We start from the raw sequence: 18,908 nt of genomic DNA, 5'->3' as shown, positions 1-18,908 counted from the left end.
TAACTCATTGCTGGTTGAGGCGGTCGGCGATGAAGGCGATCAGCTGGCGAGCGATCTTGCCCTTGCTGGTCTGGGCGAAGGTGCTCGGATGCAGGTCGCGGTCGATCACCGTGATCGCGTTCTCGTCGCTGTTGAAGCCGATCGAGGGGTTGGCCACGTCGTTGGCGACGATCAGGTCGAGGTTCTTGTCCTTCAGCTTGCGTGCAGCATAGTCCAGCAGGTTTTCGGTTTCTGCGGCGAAGCCCACGCTGAAGGGGCGATCCTCGCGCTGTGCGAGGGTGGCGAGAATGTCGGGATTGCGCACCAGCTGCAAGAGCAAGCCCTCGCCGCTGGTAGGGTCTTTCTTCAGTTTGTGCGCGGCGACCACTTCCGGGCGGTAGTCGGCGACCGCCGCGGAGGCGATCAGCAGGTCGCAGGGCATCGCCGCCTCGCAGGCGGCCAGCATGTCGCGGGCGCTGACCACGTCGACGCGCTGCACCCGGTCGGGCGTGGGCAGGTGCACCGGGCCGGTGACCAGGGTCACCCGTGCGCCGGCTTCCACCGCCGCCTCGGCGAGGGCGAAGCCCATCTTTCCGGAACTGTGGTTGGTGATGTAGCGCACCGGGTCGATGTTTTCCTGGGTCGGGCCGGCGGTGATCAGCACATGCACGCCGGTCAGCGCCTGGCGCTGGAAGCAGTCGGCGGCGCGCTGCGCCAGTTCCTCGGCTTCGAGCATGCGTCCGAGGCCGACGTCGCCGCAGGCCTGGCTGCCCGCTGCCGGACCGAACAGGTGGAAGCCGCGCTGGCGCAGCAGCTCGGCGTTGGCCTGGGTCGCGGTGTCGCGCCACATGGCCTGGTTCATCGCCGGTGCCAGGGCGATTTGCGCGTCGGTAGCCAGCACCAGGGTGGTCAGCAGGTCGTTGGCCACGCCCTGGACCAGGCGCGCCATGAGGTCGGCGGTAGCCGGTGCGATCAGCACCAGATCGGCCCAGCGGGCCAGTTCGATGTGGCCCATCGCGGCTTCCGCCGCCGGGTCCAGCAGATCGGTATGCACCGGATGGCCGGACAACGCCTGGAGGGTCAGGGGCGTGATGAACTCGCGGCCGCCCTGGGTCATCACCACTCGGACTTCAGCGCCCTGGTCGCGCAGGCGGCGGACCAGTTCGGCGCTCTTGTAGGCGGCAATGCCGCCGCCCACGCCGAGGACGATGCGTTTCCGATAGAGCCGCTGCATAGGCTTGCCTTAATAAGGAAATGGATGACATGCGCTTCGGCAAACGCGCCTCCCCAGGTCGTCTGCCGCGCAAAAAGGATGGGCTAAGATAGCACAGCGTCCGCACGGGAACAGCGGGCGGGCTCGATGGGGAAAGCGAATGAGCATCCGCGATTGGCCCGAAGCCGAACGGCCTCGGGAGAAGCTTCTGGAGCAGGGCGCGGCGGCCCTTTCCGATGCCGAGCTGTTGGCGATCTTCCTGCGCACGGGAGTGACCGGTTGTAGTGCGGTCGAGCTGTCGCGGCGGCTGTTGAGCGAGTTCGGCGGGCTGCGTGCCCTGCTCGAGGCGGACCTCGCCTCGTTCTGCGGCCATCTCGGGCTCGGCGTGGCCAAGTATGCGCAATTGCAGGCCGTGCTGGAGATGGGCCGGCGCCACCTGGCCGAGCGCCTGCGTCGCGATTCGATACTGGAGAGCCCGCAGGCGGTGCGCGACTATCTCAAGGCGCGCCTGCGCCACGAGCAGCACGAGGTGTTCGCCTGCCTGTTCCTCGACACGAGGCACCGGGTCCTGGCGTTCGAGGTGCTGTTCCAGGGCAGCATCGATGGCGCCAGCGTCTACCCGCGCCAGGTGGTCAAGCGCACCCTGGCGCACAACGCGGCGGCGCTGATCCTGACCCATAACCACCCTTCCGGCGACGCCCGTCCGAGTCTCGCCGACCGCCAGCTCACTGCGCGCCTCAAGGAAGCCTTGGCGCTCATCGACGTGCGGGTGCTCGACCACTTCATCATCGGCGACGGCGAGCCGCTGTCGCTGGCCGAATACGGTTGGCTGTGAGCGTTCGACGAAGGGCTCAGCCCAGGCGCCGCTCGATGCCCGCCAGCAGGCGCCGGCGGATCAGCCCGCTGACCGGGCGGATCGCCAACCAGTAGGGGGTGAAGCGCAGGCGGCTGGCGCGATCGGGGCAGAACACCCGGGTTTCCGTGTGCAGCAGGGTACCGCTGGCGCTGGGCGTGCAACGGAAACACAGCACGAGCTTGGCCACTCCGGGCTGGTCGTAGCAGCGGAAATGCTCGCCGTCCGCGATGCGTTCCAGGGCGAAGTCGGCGCGCCAGAAGCGGCCGACCAGGCCGTAGGCGATGGCCTGGTCGGCGCGGCGCTCCAGGCGGGTGAACTCATGCAGGCCGAAGCGTGGGCGGCCGGCCAGGTCGTTGCGCCGGCCCAGCAGGCCGGCCAGCCTTCCCGGCGCTTCGCGCAGGACGAGGAAGGCGCGCACCAGCGGGTCGTCGAAGCGCAGCAGGTCTTCCACCGCGTCGAGCAGCGCGGCGGCCGGCGCGTCGATCAGCCGCTGGTGGTGTTCGCTGAACTGCCAATGCGGCAGGTAGAGACGGTCGAGATCCATCGCTGGGTTCTCCCGGGCGTGGCCTTCAGCGTTTCACGGCGACCCGAGAGAAATCCTGGCGACCGAACGGATTGACCTGGTAGCCCTGCACCTCCTGGCGGGTAAGGGCGAAGGCGGTCGGGTGGGCCAGGGGCAGCCAGAGCGCCTGTTCGTGGATCAGTTTCTGCGCCTGGTGGTACAGGCCGGTGCGTTGTTCCTGGCTGCTGGCGGCCTTGCCGTCGGCAATCAGCTTGTCCAGGCCGGGGTCGCAATAGCGCGCGAAGTTGAGCCCCGACTTGACGCTGGCGCAGCTGAATTGCGGAGTGAGGAAGTTGTCCGGATCGCCGTTGTCGCCTGCCCAACCCATGAACAGCAGGTCGTGTTCGCCGTTCTTGGCGCGACGGATCAACTCGCCCCATTCGATGACGCGGATGTTGGCCTTGATCCCGGCCTCCGCCAGGTCGGCCTGGAGCAGTTGGGCGCCGAGGCTCGGGTTGGGGTTGAGCAGGCTGCCGGACGGGCGGGTCCAGATGTTCAGCTCGGGAAGCTGCTTGCCGGCCAGCAGCTTGCGCGCCTGTTCGGGAGCGTGCGGGTAGGCGGGAATATCCCTGGCATAGCTCCAGGTGTTCGGCGGATAGATGCCGGTGGCGGCACTGGCGCTGCCTTCGAATACCGCCTGCAGGTAGCTGGTGCGGTCGAAGGCCAGGTTGATCGCCTGGCGCACCTTGGGATCGTCCAGCGGCGGATGCTGGGTATTGAGGGCGACGAAGGCGGTCATGAAGGCCGGCGTCTGCTCGACCTTCAGGCTGGCGTCCTTGCGCGCGCTCTCCACGTCCAGCGGCTTCGGCGACAGGGCGATCTGGCATTCGCCGCGGCGCAACTTCTGCAGGCGCACGTTGGCGTCCGGGGTGATGGCGAAGATCAGCGCGTCGACCGCCGGCTTGCCGGCGAAGTACTCGGGGTTGGCGGCGTAGCGCACCACCGCGTCCTTCTGGAAGCGCTTGAACACGAACGGGCCGCTGCCGATCGGCTCGGCGTTGAGCTTTTCCGGGGTTCCGGCCTTCATCAACTGGTCGGCGTATTCCGCCGAATAGATGGAGGCGAAGCCCATGCTCAGCATCGGCAGGAAGGTCGCGTCGGGGTGGTCGAGAACGAACAGCACCTGGTGGTCGCCGCTTTTCTCCACCCGCTTGATCAGCTCCGGCAGTTGCATCGACTGGGCGTGCGGGAAGCCGTTCTGCGCCACCTTGTGCCAGGGATTGGCCGGATCGAGCATGCGCTGGAAGCTGAACACCACGTCGTCGGCGTCGAGCGTACGGCTCGGCTTGAAGTAGGCGGTGCTGTGGAAGTGCACACCCTGGCGCAGGTCGAAGCGATAGCTCAGGCCGTCGTCGGACACCGACCAGCGCTCGGCCAGCGAGGGCACCACCGTCCCCTTGCCGGCGTCGAACTCGACCAGGCGATTCATCAGCACATCGGCCGAGGCGTTGGTGGTGGTCAGCGAGTTGTACTGGACCACGTCGAAGCCCTCGGGGCTGGCTTCGGTGCACACGCTCAAGGCGGCAGCGGCGGCGGGCTGGGCGAGCAGCAGGGGGGCGAGGAACAGGGAGAAAGCGGCGAGGCGCATGACGGGCTCCATTCGAACGGTTAACATGCCCATCCGCAGCGGTTGGGCGCAGTCATGCAAGGCCGTTGGCGACCTTGAATCGCTACCCTAGACCATGCGGCGGGCAGCGACAACGAGGCAAGGCGACGAACGGCCGCGGTGCGAAGCCCGCAGTGAGGCGGGCCGCGGCTGCGCCATGGTCTTCACCCTTGCGGCGCGGGGCGCCTTTCTGATATAAAGCTGCGCTCTTTTCTGGGGCCACGCTCTCCTTCGTCGGGATGCAGCGGGTAAGACCCCGGTGAAACTGAGTATCGAACTTGAGTTAAAGCAGCCAACCCATGCCGGGTTGGGCATGAGGTTATAGAGGGCTGAGGCATGTCTAGAGTCTGTCAAGTAACCGGTAAGGGTCCGGTTACCGGGAATAACATTTCCCACGCACACAACAAAACCCGCCGCCGTTTCCTGCCGAACCTGCAGCACCACCGTTTCTGGGTCGAGTCCGAGAAGCGCTTCGTACGTCTGCGCGTTTCCGCCAAGGGCATGCGTATCATCGACAAGCGTGGCATCGAGGCCGTCCTGGCTGACCTGCGTGCCCGCGGCGAAAAATTCTAAGGAGCTGAATCATGCGTGAATTGATTCGTCTGGTGTCCAGCGCCGGTACCGGCCACTTCTACACCACCGACAAGAACAAGCGTACCAAGCCTGAGAAGATCGAGATCAAGAAGTACGATCCGGTTGTTCGTCAGCACGTGATCTACAAGGAAGCCAAGATCAAGTAATTGATCCGGCACCTTGCGAAAAGCCCGCCCCTGGCGGGCTTTTTCATTTCCGGCGTACGAACCCCGGGCCGCGCACAAAAAAGCCCGCCAGGTGGCGGGCAAGGGTAACAAGCATTCTGGATGAAGCCGGGGCTCAGGCCTTGGCTTCGAAGATCACATACACCTTGCGACAGGCTTCGAGCACTTCCCAGGTGCCCTGGAAGCCGGCAGGGATCACGAAGCGGTCGCCGGCGCGCACGGTCTTGGCGTTGCCGTGCCGGTCGCGCAGCACCGAGACGCCCTGGATGATCTCGCAGTACTCGTGTTCGGTGTAGTTCACCGTCCACTGGCCCACGGCGCCTTCCCAGATACCGGCGTTGAACTGCCCGCAGGGGCTGCCGTAGTGGTTGCGCACGCTCTGTTTCGGGTCGCCCTTGAGGATTTTCTCCGGCGCCGGGCTGTAGTGCTCCGGGGCGCTGTTGGCCTGGGCGAAGTCGACGATCTGTTCGATGTTCATGCTGACTCTCGGTTCTTGTGGTTCTGGCCAGTTGGGGGGCAGGGCGGCGCCAGCCGCCCGCCTGGATCAGACGCTGGCGCGGATGGCCTGGGCCAGGCGCTCGACGATCTGGTCGATGTGGGGCTTGTCGATGATCAGCGGCGGCGACATGGCGATGATGTCGCCGGTCACCCGGACCATCAGGTCGTGCTCCCAGAAGCAGCGCTCGAAGACGTCGTAGCCGCGCTTGCCGGGGCCGTCCGCGTGCGGCGCCAGTTGCACGCCGCCGACCAGGCCTACGGCGCGGATGTCGACCACGTTGGGCAGGTCGCGCAGGCTGAACAGCGCGTCCTGCCAGTAGCCTTCCAGTTCGACGGCCCGCTGGAACAGGTCATCGCGACGGTAGATGTCCAGGGTCGCCAGGGCGGCGGCGCAGGCTACCGGATGGCCGGAATAGGTATAGCCGTGGAAGAACTCGATGGCGCCCTGCGGGCCTTGCATGAAGGCAGCATGGATCTTCTCGTCGACGAATACGGCGCCCATCGGGATGCTGCCGTTGGTCAGCCCCTTGGCGCAGGTCAGCAGGTCCGGGACGACGCCCCAGCGCTGCGCGGCGAAGGCTTCGCCGACGCGGCCGAAACCGGTGATCACTTCGTCGAAGATCAGCAGGATGCCATGCTTGCGGGTTATCTCGCGCAGCCGCTGAAGGTAGCCCTTGGGCGGCAGCACCACGCCGGCCGAGCCGGACATCGGCTCGACGATCACCGCGGCGATATTCTCGGCGCCGTGCAGGGTCACCAGGCGTTCCAGCTCCTCGGCCTTTTCCACGCCATGCTCGGGCAGGCCGACGGTGAAGGCGTTGCGGGCGACGTCCAGGGTGTGCGGCAGGTGGTCGATCCCCGGCAGCAGGTTGGCGGAGAAGGCCTTGCGGTTGTTGACCATACCGCCTACCGACAGGCCGCCGAAGCCGACCCCGTGGTAGCCCAGTTCGCGGCCGATCAGGCGGGTGCGGGTGCCCTGGCCGATGGCGCGCTGGTAGGCAAGGGCGATCTTCAGCGCGGTGTCCGCCGATTCCGAGCCGGAGTTGGTGAAGAATACTTTGTTCAGGCCCGGCGGGGCGATTTCCGCCAGCCGCGCGGCGAGTTCGAACGGCAGCGGGTGACCCATCTGGAACGGCGGGGCGTAGTCGAGGGTGGCGATCTGCCGGGCCACCGCTTCGCTGATCTCGCGCCGGCCGTGGCCGGCATTGCAGCACCAGAGGCCGGCGGTGCCGTCGAGGATGCGGCGCCCGCCCTGGGCGATATAGTGGATGCCTTCGGCGCTTTCCAGCAGGCGCGGCCGCGCCTTGAACTGGCGGTTGGCGGTGAAGGGCATCCAGAAGTTGTCGAGGCTGCTCGACTGCGGCTCGTTATTCATTGTCATAGGGCCACCCAGGTTGCACGCGAGGGATGAAGACGCTAGTCCGGGCGAGTCTATGTTTAAAATAATGAACGTGACAAGGGAGTTAGAGGGGTTCCTGTCAAATATATTGAAAACAGGCGCTGCTCTGGTTTAGGGTGGCGGACACCACGGGCCGCGCGCCCGCCTTGCAGAATCTGACAGCGCGCCTGTCTCCCAGGCGCCCAGAACACCAATAAGAGGACACGTTGTCATGACCACCCTGACCCGCGCCGACTGGGAAGCCCGCGCCAAAGACCTGAAGATCGAAGGCCGTGCCTTCGTCAACGGCGAATACAGCAACGCCGCCTCCGGCGAGACCTTCGATTGCCTGAGCCCGGTGGATGGCCGCTTCCTGGCCAAGGTCGCCAGTTGCGACCTGGCCGATGCCGAGCAGGCGGTCAAGGTCGCCCGCAATGCCTTCGATTCCGGCGCCTGGTCGCGCCTGGCGCCGGCCAAGCGCAAGCAGACGATGATCCGCTTCGCCGATCTGCTGCTGGAGAACGCCGAGGAGCTGGCCCTGCTGGAAACCCTGGACATGGGCAAGCCGATCAGCGACTCGCTGCACATCGACGTCGCCAGCGCCGCCAACAGCCTGCGCTGGAGCGCCGAGGCGATCGACAAGATCTATGACGAAGTCGCCGCCACTCCCCATGCCGAGCTGGGCCTGGTGACCCGCGAGCCGGTCGGCGTGGTCGCCGCCATCGTGCCGTGGAACTTCCCGCTGCTGATGTCCTGCTGGAAACTCGGTCCGGCCCTGGCCACCGGCAACTCGGTGATCCTCAAGCCCTCCGAGAAGTCGCCGCTGACCGCCATCCGCATCGCCCAGCTGGCCGTCGAGGCCGGCATTCCGAAAGGCGTGTTCAACGTGCTGCCGGGCTATGGCCACACGGTAGGCAAGGCGCTGGCATTGCACATGGATGTCGACACCCTGGTGTTCACCGGTTCGACCAAGATCGCCAAGCAACTGATGGTCTATGCCGGCGAGTCGAACATGAAGCGCGTCTGGCTGGAGGCCGGCGGCAAGAGCCCGAACATCGTCTTCGCCGACGCCCCGGACCTGAAGGCCGCCGCCGAAGCCGCTGCCGGCGCCATCGCCTTCAACCAGGGCGAAGTCTGCACCGCCGGTTCGCGCCTGCTGGTGGAGCGCTCCATCAAGGACAAGTTCCTGCCCCTGGTGATCGAGGCCCTCAAGGGCTGGAAGCCGGGCAACCCGCTGGATCCGGAAACCAACGTCGGCGCGCTGGTGGACACCCAGCAGATGAACACCGTGCTGTCCTACATCGAGGCCGGTCACAACGACGGCGCCAAGCTGGTCGCCGGCGGCAAGCGGACCCTGGAAGAAACCGGTGGCACCTACGTCGAGCCGACCATCTTCGACGGCGTGACCAATGCGATGAAGATCGCCCGCGAGGAAATCTTCGGCCCGGTGCTCTCGGTGATCGAGTTCGAGGATGCCGAGGAAGCCGTGCGCATCGCCAACGACACGCCCTATGGGCTGGCGGCGGCGGTCTGGACCAGCAACCTGTCCAAGGCGCACCTGACTGCCAAGGCCCTGCGCGCCGGCAGCGTCTGGGTCAACCAGTACGACGGCGGCGACATGACCGCTCCGTTCGGCGGCTTCAAGCAGTCGGGCAACGGTCGCGACAAGTCGCTGCACGCCTTCGACAAGTACACCGAGCTGAAGGCGACCTGGATCAAGCTCTGATCGCCTAGGTCGGCCCTTCCGGGCCGGCTCTCTCGAGCCACACCCGCGGCCGGGTTTCCTTCTGGAAGCCCGGCCGCTGTGCTTCGTGCGCCGGATATATCCGCTCGCCCCGGCAAGGCTTCCGGGGTGCCAACGGGAGAATCGCAATGCGTTGGGGAAGCTATTTCGCCGTCTGTTCCGCAGTCATCAGCATCGGCCTCGCCCTTGGCCTGACCATGCCGCTGGTCTCGTTGCGCCTGGAGAGCTGGGGCTACGGCAGTTTCGCCATCGGCGTGATGGCCAGCACGCCGGCAGTGGGCGTGCTGCTCGGCGCGATGATCGCCGGGCGCCTCGCCGCGCGCGTCGGCACGCCGCGGCTGATGCAGTTGTGCCTGCTCACCGGGGCAGCCTCCGTCGGCCTGCTGGCGCTGCTGCAGAGCTACCCGGTATGGCTGTTGCTGCGCCTGCTGATCGGCGTGCAGCTCACCGTGGTGTTCATCCTCGGGGAAAGCTGGATCAACCAGTTGGCAGTGGAGAAGTGGCGTGGCCGGCTGGTCGCGCTGTACGGCACCGGCTACGCCCTCAGCCAACTGTCCGGGCCGGTACTGCTGACCTTCATCGGTACCGCCGACGACCGTGGCTTCTGGTTCGGCGTCTGCCTGCTGATTGCTGGCTCGTTGCTGCTGCTGGGCCGCAGCGGTGCGCCCAGGGTCGATCCGCACAGTGCCTCCGGGCGCGGTTTGTGGGCCTTCTGCCGGGGTCTGCCGGCGATCGCCTGGGCGGTGGTATTGTTCGCTGCCTTCGAGGCGATGATCCTCACCCTGCTGCCGGTATACGGGTTGCGCCAGGGCTTTCCGCAAGCGGTGGCGCTGGCCATGGTCAGTACCGTGGTGGTGGGCGATGCATTGTTGCAGCTGCCGATCGGCTGGCTCGCCGACCGGGTCTCGCGCAGCGGCCTGTTCGGCGGCTGCGGCCTGGTGCTGCTGCTGAGCAGCCTGGCGATTCCCCTGCTGCTGCAGACGCCGTTGATCTGGCCGCTGCTGGTGCTGTTCGGGGCCAGCGCCGGCGGGTTGTTCACCCTGGCGCTGATCCTGATCGGCGAGCGCTACCGAGACGATGCCCTGGTCCGGGCCAATGCCCATGTCGCGCAGCTATGGGGCATCGGCTGCCTGCTCGGCCCGCTGGCCACCGGCGCCGCCAGCCAGTGGATCAGCGGTCACGCCCTGCCGTTGATGATGGCGCTCGGCGCGGCGGGCTTCGTGGTGCTGGTGCGGCTGCGCGGGGCGATTCCGGCGGACGAGGAGGCGACCGGCCTGGAAGCCTCCGAGTGACCCTCAGAGCATCTTTTCCAGTCCGATCATTCCCGCGACCCAGGCGTTCAGGCGTCGCCACAGGCTACCCGGCTCGTGGCGCAGGACCTGGGGCCGGCCGTCGCGCTCATCGATCCAGACCAGCTTCGGCCGGCTACCGCTGCGGTCGATGCGCACCTGGTAGCTGACGCTCGGCGCCATGCCCTCCAGCGCCAGTTGGCGGACCTGCTCGGCCAGCAGCGGACTGTCGACGATGACCCCGACTTCGGTGTTCCACAGGATCGAGCGCGGATCGAAGTTGAACGAACCGATGAATACCTTGCGCCGGTCGAAGACCATCGCCTTGCTGTGCAGGCTGGCGCTGCTCGATCCGTGCAGGCGCCAGGGCGCGCCGCTCAGCGGCTGGTCGGGATTGGCGCGCAGCTCGTAGAGCTTAACGCCATGCTCAAGCAGCGCCATCCGATAGGGCGCGTAGCCGGCATGCACGGCGGGCACGTCGGTGGCTTCCAGGGAGTTGGTCAGCAGGCGCACGCGGACGCCGCTGTCGGCCTTGCCGGTGAGGTAGTTGAGACCGTCCTTGGCCGGAACGAAATACGCCGAGACCAGGATCAGTTCCTTCTGCACGCCCTTGAACAGGCCCGCCAGGTGCGGACTGAGCAATAGGTGCGGGTCGGGCTCGCCGCGGCTCAATACCTTCAGCGGCGCATCCCAGATCGCCTCGGCGCGGGCCCAGGTGAGATTCTCCAGCCAGTTGCCCAGGCGTGGCTGGTCGCCGCGGTCGAACAGGTGGCGGATGTAGCCGGACTCCTTCACCGACTCCTTGCGCAGGTAGCGCTGCAACTTGCGTCGGGCCGACTCCAGTTCGCCGGGATAGGGCGCGCGCCAGAGGAAATCCTCGATCGGCCGGCTGATGGCGCTGTTCCAGTACTGGTCGAAGCTGTGCGAGAGCTGGTTGGCGATGGGGCCGACGCCGAGCAGGTCGAGGTCGGTGAAGTTCATCTCCGGCTTGGCGTTGAAATACTCGTCGCCGAGGTTGCGTCCGCCGACGATGGCCGCCGTGCCGTCGGCCAGCCACAGCTTGTTGTGCATGCGCCGGTGTTGCTGGGACAGGTTGAACAGGCGGCCGACGCCTCGCGTGATGCCGGTGGCGCGGCCCAGGTGCAACGGGTTGAACAGGCGCACCTGGATGTTCGGATGGGCGGAGAGCACACCGATCTCGTAGTCCCAGCCATCGCTGGCGGTGTCGTCGATGAGGATGCGTACCCGCACGCCACGGTCGGCTGCCTTGAGCAACTCGTAGGCGAGGGCGCGCGTGGTCAGTCCGTCGTGGACGATGTAGTACTGGATGTCGAGGCTGCGCTGGGCTGCGCGAATCAGCGCCGCGCGGGCGACGAAGGCATCCTCGCTGGCGCCCAGGAGGTGGAAGCCGGACTGGCCGGGGTGGTCGCGTCCCTGGATTTCGGCCTGCCTGGCCAGCCAGGTACCCTCGGCGGGCAGTGCCGACGACGGTTGCGGCGGAGGAGTGCTGGCGCAGCCGGAGAGGGCCAGGAGGGCCAGCAGGAGGAATCGGCGAAGCAAGGATATCTCCCGTGGAAACTCGAACGACCGGCTCATCCCGGTCGTGCGAATTCTAGGAGTTTTCCTCGGAAGAGCGATGCCCCGCCTGATTTTTTCAGAATCCACCGAGCCTCGGATGGGCTCAGCTACCGAGTTTTTCCTTCAGCCGGTACCAGGCCATGCCCAGCGCCAGCAGTGGCGAGCGCAGCAGCTTGCCGCCGGGGAAGGTGATGTGCGGCACCTTGGCGAACAGGTCGAAGCCGTCGCTCTGCTGGCCGCCGATGGCTTCGGCGAGCAACTGCCCGGCGAGGTGCGTGGCGTTCACCCCGTGTCCGGAATAGGCCTGGGCGAAGTACACGTTGGGCTGCCCCGGCAGGCGGCCGATCTGTGGCAGGCGATTGGCGCCGATGCCGATCATGCCGCCCCATTGGTAGTCGATGCGGACGTTCGCCAGTTGCGGGAATACCTCCAGCATCTTCGGCCGCATGTAGGCGGCGATGTCGCTGGGGTCGCGGCCGGAATAATGGCAGGCGCCACCGAACAGCAGGCGGTTGTCGGCGGAGAGCCGGTAGTAGTCGAGGGCCACGCGCTGGTCGCACACCGCCATGTTCTGCGGCAGCAGTTGGCGGGCCAGTTTCTCGTCCAGCGGTTCGGTGGCGATCACGTAGCTGCCGGCCGGCAGTACCTTGCCGCCGAGCAGCGGGTTGAGGTCGTTCATGTAGGCGTTGCAGCCCAGCACCAGGGTCTTCGCCCGCACTTTGCCGGTGGCGGTATGCACCTGGACTTCCGTGCCGTAGTCGATCCGCGTCACCGGCGAGCGCTCGAACAGGCGGACGCCCAGCGACTGGGCAGCGGCGGCTTCGCCGAGGACCAGGTTGAGCGGGTGCAGGTGGCCAGAGCCCATGTCCACCAGGCCGCCGACGTAGCGATCGGAGCCGACCACGCTGCGCATCTCCGCGGCCGGCACCAGGCGCATCTCGTGGCGATAGCCGAGGGCCTGGAGTTCCTCCATGTCCTCGCGGAAGCCCTGGTAGTCGCCGGGCTTGTTCGCCAGGTCGCAGTAGCCCCAGCGCAGATCGCAGTCGATGGCGTACTGCTCGACCCGGCGACGGACGATCTCCACCGCCTCCAGGCCCATCAGCTTGAGTGCCTTCACGCCGTCGGCGCCGATCACCGGGAGGAACTGCTCGACGTCATGGCCGACGCCGCGGATCAACTGGCCGCCATTGCGTCCACTGGCGCCCCAGCCGATCCGGTGCGCTTCCAGCAGGACCACGGAGAAGCCGCGCTGGGCCAGTTCCAACGCCGTGTTCACTCCCGAGAAGCCGCCGCCGACGACGCACACGTCGGCCTGTTCTTCGCCGGCCAGGGGAGGGCACTCGATGCGTCGGTTGAGCGTGGCGGCGTAGTAGGAGGGGGCGTGTTGGGCGGTATGCACCGGCTGGTGAACGCGGGCGTTCATGTGTGAAATCCTGATTATTATGTGTGGAAAATTTGACGGAGCATAAACGTCAGTCGAGGCGCTCGCCAAGGGCGAAAAAGGAAAAAAACTGCGAGGTGTTGCGGGGATCGTGTACAGAAAAGACGGTGTTTCCCGTCTATGCCGGGAGTCCTGGCGGACTCCCGGAAAGTGCCTTGGGTCAATCCGGAACCGGTAGGTCGAGCGATTCCTTGACCTCTTCCATGACGATATAGCTCTTCGACTCGCGTACGTGCGGCAGTTTCAGCAGGATGTCGCCGAGCAGCTTGCGGTAGGACGCCATTTCCGAGATGCGAGCCTTCACCAGGTAGTCGAAGTGGCCGGACACCAGGTGGCATTCCAGCACATGGGGCAGCTTGAGCACCGCCCGGCGAAACTCTTCGAAGGTATCGCCGGACTTGTAGTCCAGGCTGATCTCGACGAACACCAGCAGGCTGGCCTTCAGATGCTGCGGATTGAGCCGGGCGTGATAGCCCATGATCAGGCCTTCGCGCTCCAGGCGGCGCACGCGTTCGGTGCAGGGTGTGGTCGAGAGGCCGACGCGTTCGCCCAGCTCGGTGAAGGAAATGCGACCTTCCTCCTGCAGGATGCGGAGGATGTTGCGGTCGATCTTGTCCAGCTCGCGCTTGCTCTGATGCTGGGTACGCATGGATGGAGGCTCCCCGTCTGGCTCGGAAAATCCGGAAATTTTCCGCCAATATAACGTCGAAAGCAGGGAAAAACACTGGCCAGGGAAAACGCCTTGATCTTGCACGAGGGCCCCGCCACCCTTGGCCGGGTCGGCAACGGACAGAGGTAGGACATGCGTTTGCGCAGAAGGACGACGTTGCTGCTGGTATTTGCAGTGCTGTTGCTGCTGGCGTTCGGCTACGGCTGGCATGCCTGGCGCAGCCTGTTGCGCGAGCAGGGTGTCGAGCGCCTGGAGTGGCAAGGCCTGGGCCTGTCCGCCGAAGGCATCGGGCTGCGACGGCTGGCGCTGGAGCGGCGCGGCGCGGATGGCGCCAGCCTGCGACTGGACGTGGAACACGCGCTGCTGCGCTGGCCCGGGCTGTCGGGTTGGCGTCCGCGTCTACCCGGCCTGCGCGTGGAGCAAGTGGCGCTCGCCTGGCAACCGGCTGCCGCGAGTTCCGACGACGACTCCGCTGCGCTGGACTGGACGTCCCTGCGCGAGACCCTCGCCTGGCTGCCGGAACAGATCCACCTCGAACGCTTCCATCTCGACCTGCCTTGTCCCGCCGGCCGCTGCGAGCAGGACGGCGGACTGGACATCGGCCGCCCGTCGGGAGCGCTGTTTCCGCTGGCTGCGCAACTGCGCCTGCAACAGGAGGCGCAGCAGGCCCAGCTCGACGCCCAGCTCTTCGAGGAGCCTACCGGTTGGCGCCTGCGGACGCGCGCGCAACTCGACCGGCAGGCGCTGCTGACGCTGGACAGCCAGCTCGCGCCGTCCGATGGCGACGGCCTCTGGCAGGGGCGCCTGGAGGCGCCCGGCCTGCCGGACACCCGTGGCCTGGTGGTCTGGCTCAATCGCTGGTTGCCGGAAGCCCAGCGCCTGCCCGACGCACCGCAAGCCCTGCATCTGCAAGCGGACTGGACGATCCGCCTGGCGCCTGGCAGCGACTGGCTGGAGCCGCGCCGGGTGCTCGACGGCGGTGGCTCGGCGGCGCTGCTGGTGCAGGCTCCGCAAGCCTGGCCGCTGCCCGGTCTGGGTAATGTACAGGGCGAACTGCAAGTCCAACTGGATGGAGACGAGGGCGCCTGGTTGCCACGCCAGCTGCGCAGCGACTTGCGCCTGAGCCAGTTGCACGGCGAGTGGTTGCAGGCGCTGCCGGCCGAGTTGCGGCCGAGCGCGCTGGGCTTGCGCAGCGAGCCGCTGGAGCGCGATGCCGATAGCGTCACCGCGTTGCGCCTGGCGTTCACCAGCGAGGGCGCGAGTACGCTGAAGCTGGAGACGCGGCTCGACCTGCTGGGCATCTCGCCGTGGGCCGCCAGGCTGGTGGAGGGTCGCTTGCAGGTGGACGCGCCGCGCCTGCAATACCTGGGCTGGAAAGCCGAGCGACTGGTCGCGGAGATTCCCCTGGAGGGCCGGCTGGACGGGCAGCGCGCCAACCTCTCCTTCGGCAGGGGCGCGCGGTTGCAGGCGGCGTCCCTGGCCGAGCCGTCGACGCTGCACCTTGGCCAGCCCCGCCTCGACCTCGCCGGGGCCGCTCTCGAACTGGCCTACCAGCCGCTGGCGCTGCATTTCGCCGGGCCGCTGCAGGCGCAGGTCGGACAACTCCGCCAGGCCAACCTCAAACCGTTGGCCTGGACCTTCGAGGGGCCGCTCGACACCACCCTCGAGCGCACCAGCCTGAAGGGACGGCTGAGCAACGGCGCGGGGTTGGCGGCGGACATCCAGCTGCAGCGCGACGCGAAGACGCCCCTGGCGCTCTCCGCCAGGCTGGCCGAGGTGTTCTTCCGTACCGGCAATCCGCTGGCCGCGACCCTCGCCGACTGGCCGGGGCTGCTCGAACTGGGCAATGGGCGAGCGACCGCCGCGGCCGGCTGGAAGCTCGATGCGGCGGGCGCCTCGTCCCTCGACCTGGACCTGACTCTGAAAGGCCTCGACGGTATCTACGACCGCAGCGAGCTGAAGGGGCTGGGCGGCAGCCTGGCCTTGCGCCTGCGTGGCGGTCAGTTGAGCCTGGACAGCCCCGGCCTGAGCCTGGCCGAGGCCAATCCCGGCCTGCCGCTGGGGCCGGTGAGTTTCCGCGGGCGCTATGAGGCCCCGCTTTCCGCGCCGGGCAGCGGCCGTTTGAGCTGGCAGACGTTGCAGAGCGGCCTGTTCGGCGGGCAGGCCTCGGTCCCCGCGGGGAGCATCCGCCTGGGTCAGGCTGAGCAGAAGTTCGCCTTGCGTATCCAGGGCATACAACTCGGCGAGATTTTCCGGGTCTATCCGGCGGAGGGCCTGGCCGGCGAAGGCGCCCTGGACGGCGAGCTGCCGCTGATGCTGAACCGCTGGAAGCCCAGCGTCTCCGGCGGCCAGGTCAAGGCCCGCGAGCCCGGCTACCTGCGCTTCCGCTCGGCGAAGATCGAGGCGCTGGGGCGCAGCAACCCGGGGATGAAGCTGGTCGCCGATGCCCTCGACGATTTCCACTACGACGTCCTGCAAAGCAGCGTCGATTATCATGAGAACGGCAAGCTGTTGCTCGGCCTGCGCTTGCAGGGCAGCAACCCGGACCTGGAGAAGGGGCGCCCGGTCAACCTCAACGTCAATCTGGAGGAGGATATCCCGGCACTGCTGACCAGCCTGCAACTGAGCGACCGGGTCAGCGAAACCATTCGCCAACGTGTGCAGGAGCGCATGCAGAAACGCAAGGCTTCGGCGCCATGAGCCATACAGGAGAACCCCCGATGCGCCTCTGCGCTCTATTCGCTGTCCTGCTGCTGGGCAGCCTGACGATGGCCTGCACGCCCACCGTGCAGCTGGCGGCTCCCAGCGAGCCGATCAACATCAATCTCAACGTGAAAATCGAGCACGAGATCTACATCAAGGTCGACAAGGCTCTGGACGGCATCATCAACGAGAACAGCGGCCTGTTCTAAAGGAGCGGATCCATGACAACCCGTAGCAAACTCGGTATCGCCCTGCTGGCCCTCGGCATCAGCCTTTCCGCCATGGCGATGGACCTCGGCCAGGCCATGTCGGCCCTTGGCGGCGCCAAGGCCCAGGGCCTGGTCGGCGAGCAGGCGGACGGCTACCTTGGCGTGGTCAGCAACAGCGGCCAGGCGGCGGACATCGCCGCGCAGATCAATGCCGCGCGGCGTGCCGAATACCAGAAGGTGGCCAACAGCAGCGGCGCTTCGCTGGCCGACGTGGAGGCCATGGCCGGCAAGAAGGCGATGGAGAGAACCCCTGCCGGGCAGTACGTCCAGGTCGGCGGCAAGTGGGTGAAGAAATAGCGCGAAGGCTCCGCGAGCGCTCTGGGACGCTGCTCCGGTCGCAAGGGCCGGGCAGTGTCCGCGGAATTTTTCCTGTCGCGAGCGGTTCCTTCAGGGACTCCTGCCGTTTTCCATGGCTTCTGCGACAGGCTTTCCCGAAAAAGCGACTCCCGGCCTGAGTTCGATCATTTAAATATGCGGTATTTTTCCAGTTTTATGGTGGATGCGCCTCGGTAAAACCCCTAATTGTCCGGTTTTTTACCTGAGTAACCGCCTAAAATTGGTGATTATTTCTGCCTGCCTCTTCCTATACTGCGCGCATCTACACGCTCAAAATAACAAACGTCCGCGGTTCCTCCGCGACGTGGGAGGCGACAATGCGAGTTCTGGTCCTTGGCAGCGGTGTCATCGGTACCGCCAGTGCGTATTACCTGGCCCGTGCCGGGTTCGAGGTGGTGGTGGTCGACCGTCAGGACGGTCCCGCGCTGGAAACCAGCTTCGCCAACGCCGGCCAGGTGTCTCCCGGCTACGCTTCGCCCTGGGCAGCCCCGGGCATTCCCCTGAAGGCCATGAAGTGGCTGCTGGAAAAGCACGCGCCGCTGGCCATCAAGCTCACCTCCGATCCCAGCCAGTACGCCTGGATGCTGCAGATGCTGCGCAACTGCACCGCCGAGCGCTACGCCGTGAACAAGGAGCGCATGGTCCGCCTGTCCGAGTACAGCCGCGATTGCCTCGACGAACTGCGCGCCGAGACCGGCATCGCCTACGAGGGCCGCACCCTCGGCACCACCCAACTGTTCCGCACCCAGGCGCAGCTGGACGCCGCCGGCAAGGACATCGCCGTGCTCGAGCGCTCCGGCGTGCCCTACGAGGTTCTCGACCGCGATGGCATCGCCCGCGTAGAGCCGGCCTTGGCCAAGGTCGCCGACAAGCTGGTCGGCGCTTTGCGCCTGCCCAACGACCAGACCGGCGACTGCCAGCTGTTCACCACCCGCCTGGCGGAAATGGCCAAGGGCCTGGGCGTGGAGTTCCGCTTCGGCCAGAACATCGAGCGCCTGGACTTCGCCGGCGACCGCATCAACGGCGTGCTGGTCAACGGCGAATTGCTCACCGCCGACCACTACGTGCTGGCCCTGGGCAGCTACTCGCCGCAACTGCTCAAGCCGCTGGGTATCAAGGCTCCGGTCTATCCGCTGAAGGGTTATTCGCTGACCGTGCCGATCACCAACCCGGAGATGGCGCCGACCTCGACCATCCTCGACGAGACCTACAAGGTGGCGATCACCCGCTTCGACCAGCGCATCCGCGTCGGCGGCATGGCGGAAATCGCCGGCTTCGACCTGTCGCTGAACCCGCGCCGCCGCGAGACCCTGGAAATGATCACCACCGACCTCTATCCCGAGGGCGGCGATATCAGCCAGGCGACCTTCTGGACCGGCCTGCGCCCGGCGACCCCGGATGGCACCCCGATCGTCGGCGCCACCCGCTACCGCAACCTGTTCCTCAATACCGGCCACGGCACCCTGGGTTGGACCATGGCCTGCGGGTCGGGTCGCTACCTGGCCGACCTGATGGCGAAGAAGCGCCCGCAGATCAGTACCGAAGGCCTGGATATTTCCCGCTACAGCAATTCCCCGGAGAACGCCAAGAATGCCCATCCAGCGCCAGCACACTAACGAGCGTATGAGCCAGATCGTCGTCCACAACGGCACCGTCTACCTGGCGGGCCAGGTGGGCGAGGACATGTCCGCGGGCGTCGAGCAGCAGACCCGCGAGACCCTGGCGGCCATCGAGCGTCTGCTGGAAGAGGCCGGCACCGACAAGACTCGGATCCTCTCGGTGACCATCTACCTGAAGGACATCGACGCCGACTTCGAAGGCATGAACCGCGTCTGGGACCAGTGGCTGCCGCGCGGCGTCGCGCCGGCGCGCGCCACCGTCGAAGCCAAGCTCTGCGAGCCGGAGATCCTGGTAGAGATGTCGGTGGTCGCTGCGCTGCCCTGAGTTTTGTCTGGCCCGGCCGGAGAGCCGGGCTTTTTTTCGCCTGATGAAAGGTGCGCGATGCCGCACCTCGCTGAAGAGAGACCC

The 18,908-nt window shown here is 66.6% G+C and carries 18 protein-coding genes; 10 read left to right on the top strand and 8 right to left on the bottom strand.

The features are described 5' to 3' along the window. Positions 1-4: 4 nt before the first annotated feature. Entirely contained in the window at positions 5-1,213 is a 1,209-nt protein-coding gene (coaBC, locus tag LJF27_RS03240) for a bifunctional phosphopantothenoylcysteine decarboxylase/phosphopantothenate--cysteine ligase CoaBC (protein WP_003098292.1), read from the bottom strand. Between the two features lie 139 nt (positions 1,214-1,352). On the opposite strand from coaBC, the gene radC reads away from it, so the two are divergent. Continuing rightward, a complete protein-coding gene (gene radC / locus LJF27_RS03235) occupies positions 1,353-2,027 on the top strand; it encodes a RadC family protein (protein WP_003096559.1) in 675 nt (224 codons plus the stop codon). Between the two features lie 16 nt (positions 2,028-2,043). Here the strand turns inward: radC and LJF27_RS03230 are convergent, their stop codons facing one another. Then, positions 2,044-2,592, bottom strand: a complete 549-nt coding sequence (locus tag LJF27_RS03230; protein WP_023085873.1) for a hypothetical protein — start codon at positions 2,590-2,592, stop codon at positions 2,044-2,046. Between the two features lie 25 nt (positions 2,593-2,617). Continuing rightward, on the bottom strand, positions 2,618-4,198 hold the full coding sequence (locus LJF27_RS03225; RefSeq protein ID WP_003098288.1) for an ABC transporter substrate-binding protein: 1,581 nt from the start codon (positions 4,196-4,198) through the stop codon (positions 2,618-2,620). Between the two features lie 354 nt (positions 4,199-4,552). On the opposite strand from LJF27_RS03225, the gene rpmB reads away from it, so the two are divergent. Next, positions 4,553-4,789 (top strand): 50S ribosomal protein L28, encoded by a 237-nt coding sequence (gene rpmB, locus LJF27_RS03220; RefSeq protein ID WP_003096556.1) that lies wholly within the window; start codon positions 4,553-4,555, stop codon positions 4,787-4,789. Positions 4,790-4,800: 11 nt separating this feature from the next. Next, positions 4,801-4,956, top strand: coding sequence for a 50S ribosomal protein L33 (gene rpmG / locus LJF27_RS03215; protein WP_003096555.1), 156 nt, complete (start codon positions 4,801-4,803; stop codon positions 4,954-4,956). Between the two features lie 133 nt (positions 4,957-5,089). Here the strand turns inward: rpmG and LJF27_RS03210 are convergent, their stop codons facing one another. Together LJF27_RS03210 and LJF27_RS03205 are read right to left on the bottom strand one after the other, a co-directional pair. Continuing rightward, complete coding sequence (locus tag LJF27_RS03210; RefSeq protein WP_003096551.1) at positions 5,090-5,452, bottom strand: cupin domain-containing protein; 363 nt, start codon at positions 5,450-5,452, stop codon at positions 5,090-5,092. A gap of 66 nt (positions 5,453-5,518) precedes the next feature. Continuing rightward, on the bottom strand, positions 5,519-6,853 hold the full coding sequence (locus LJF27_RS03205) for an aspartate aminotransferase family protein (RefSeq protein WP_003161156.1): 1,335 nt from the start codon (positions 6,851-6,853) through the stop codon (positions 5,519-5,521). Between the two features lie 229 nt (positions 6,854-7,082). Here LJF27_RS03205 and LJF27_RS03200 point away from each other — a divergent pair, with 229 nt between their 5' ends. Further along, positions 7,083-8,576, top strand: a complete 1,494-nt coding sequence (locus LJF27_RS03200) for an aldehyde dehydrogenase (RefSeq protein ID WP_003098285.1) — start codon at positions 7,083-7,085, stop codon at positions 8,574-8,576. Between the two features lie 146 nt (positions 8,577-8,722). Beyond that, positions 8,723-9,886 carry an MFS transporter gene (locus tag LJF27_RS03195; protein ID WP_003146620.1) on the top strand — a complete coding sequence of 388 codons (1,164 nt, stop codon included), beginning with the start codon at positions 8,723-8,725 and terminating at the stop codon, positions 9,884-9,886. A 3-nt stretch (positions 9,887-9,889) separates the two neighbouring features. Here the strand turns inward: LJF27_RS03195 and LJF27_RS03190 are convergent, their stop codons facing one another. The 3 genes from LJF27_RS03190 to dadR form a co-directional block, all read right to left on the bottom strand. Beyond that, entirely contained in the window at positions 9,890-11,479 is a 1,590-nt protein-coding gene (locus LJF27_RS03190; protein ID WP_004347289.1) for a phospholipase D family protein, read from the bottom strand. An 85-nt stretch (positions 11,480-11,564) separates the two neighbouring features. Then, positions 11,565-12,884: an NAD(P)/FAD-dependent oxidoreductase gene (locus tag LJF27_RS03185; RefSeq protein WP_003098280.1), complete on the bottom strand. Its 1,320-nt coding sequence runs from the start codon at positions 12,882-12,884 to the stop codon at positions 11,565-11,567. A gap of 178 nt (positions 12,885-13,062) precedes the next feature. After that, positions 13,063-13,551 carry a transcriptional regulator DadR gene (gene dadR / locus LJF27_RS03180; protein WP_003096535.1) on the bottom strand — a complete coding sequence of 163 codons (489 nt, stop codon included), beginning with the start codon at positions 13,549-13,551 and terminating at the stop codon, positions 13,063-13,065. Between the two features lie 153 nt (positions 13,552-13,704). Between dadR and LJF27_RS03175 the strand changes: the two genes are divergently transcribed. From LJF27_RS03175 to LJF27_RS03155, 5 genes are all read left to right on the top strand, one after another. Next, a complete protein-coding gene (locus LJF27_RS03175) occupies positions 13,705-16,272 on the top strand; it encodes a YdbH domain-containing protein (protein ID WP_004352312.1) in 2,568 nt (855 codons plus the stop codon). Positions 16,273-16,292: 20 nt separating this feature from the next. Then, a complete protein-coding gene (locus tag LJF27_RS03170) occupies positions 16,293-16,484 on the top strand; it encodes a YnbE family lipoprotein (protein WP_003096523.1) in 192 nt (63 codons plus the stop codon). Between the two features lie 12 nt (positions 16,485-16,496). After that, a complete protein-coding gene (locus LJF27_RS03165) occupies positions 16,497-16,841 on the top strand; it encodes a YdbL family protein (RefSeq protein WP_003098276.1) in 345 nt (114 codons plus the stop codon). Between the two features lie 356 nt (positions 16,842-17,197). Beyond that, positions 17,198-18,496 (top strand): D-amino acid dehydrogenase, encoded by a 1,299-nt coding sequence (gene dadA / locus LJF27_RS03160; RefSeq protein WP_003098274.1) that lies wholly within the window; start codon positions 17,198-17,200, stop codon positions 18,494-18,496. Further along, positions 18,471-18,824, top strand: coding sequence for a RidA family protein (locus tag LJF27_RS03155; RefSeq protein WP_003098273.1), 354 nt, complete (start codon positions 18,471-18,473; stop codon positions 18,822-18,824). The genes dadA and LJF27_RS03155 overlap by 26 nt, the downstream gene beginning before the upstream one ends. Positions 18,825-18,908 lie beyond the last annotated feature (84 nt).

Source organism: Pseudomonas sp. 203-8 (assembly GCF_020708595.1).
In the GTDB taxonomy this organism is placed as follows: Bacteria; Pseudomonadota; Gammaproteobacteria; order Pseudomonadales; family Pseudomonadaceae; genus Pseudomonas; species Pseudomonas aeruginosa.
This window is presented reverse-complemented; position numbering and strand designations above follow the sequence as displayed.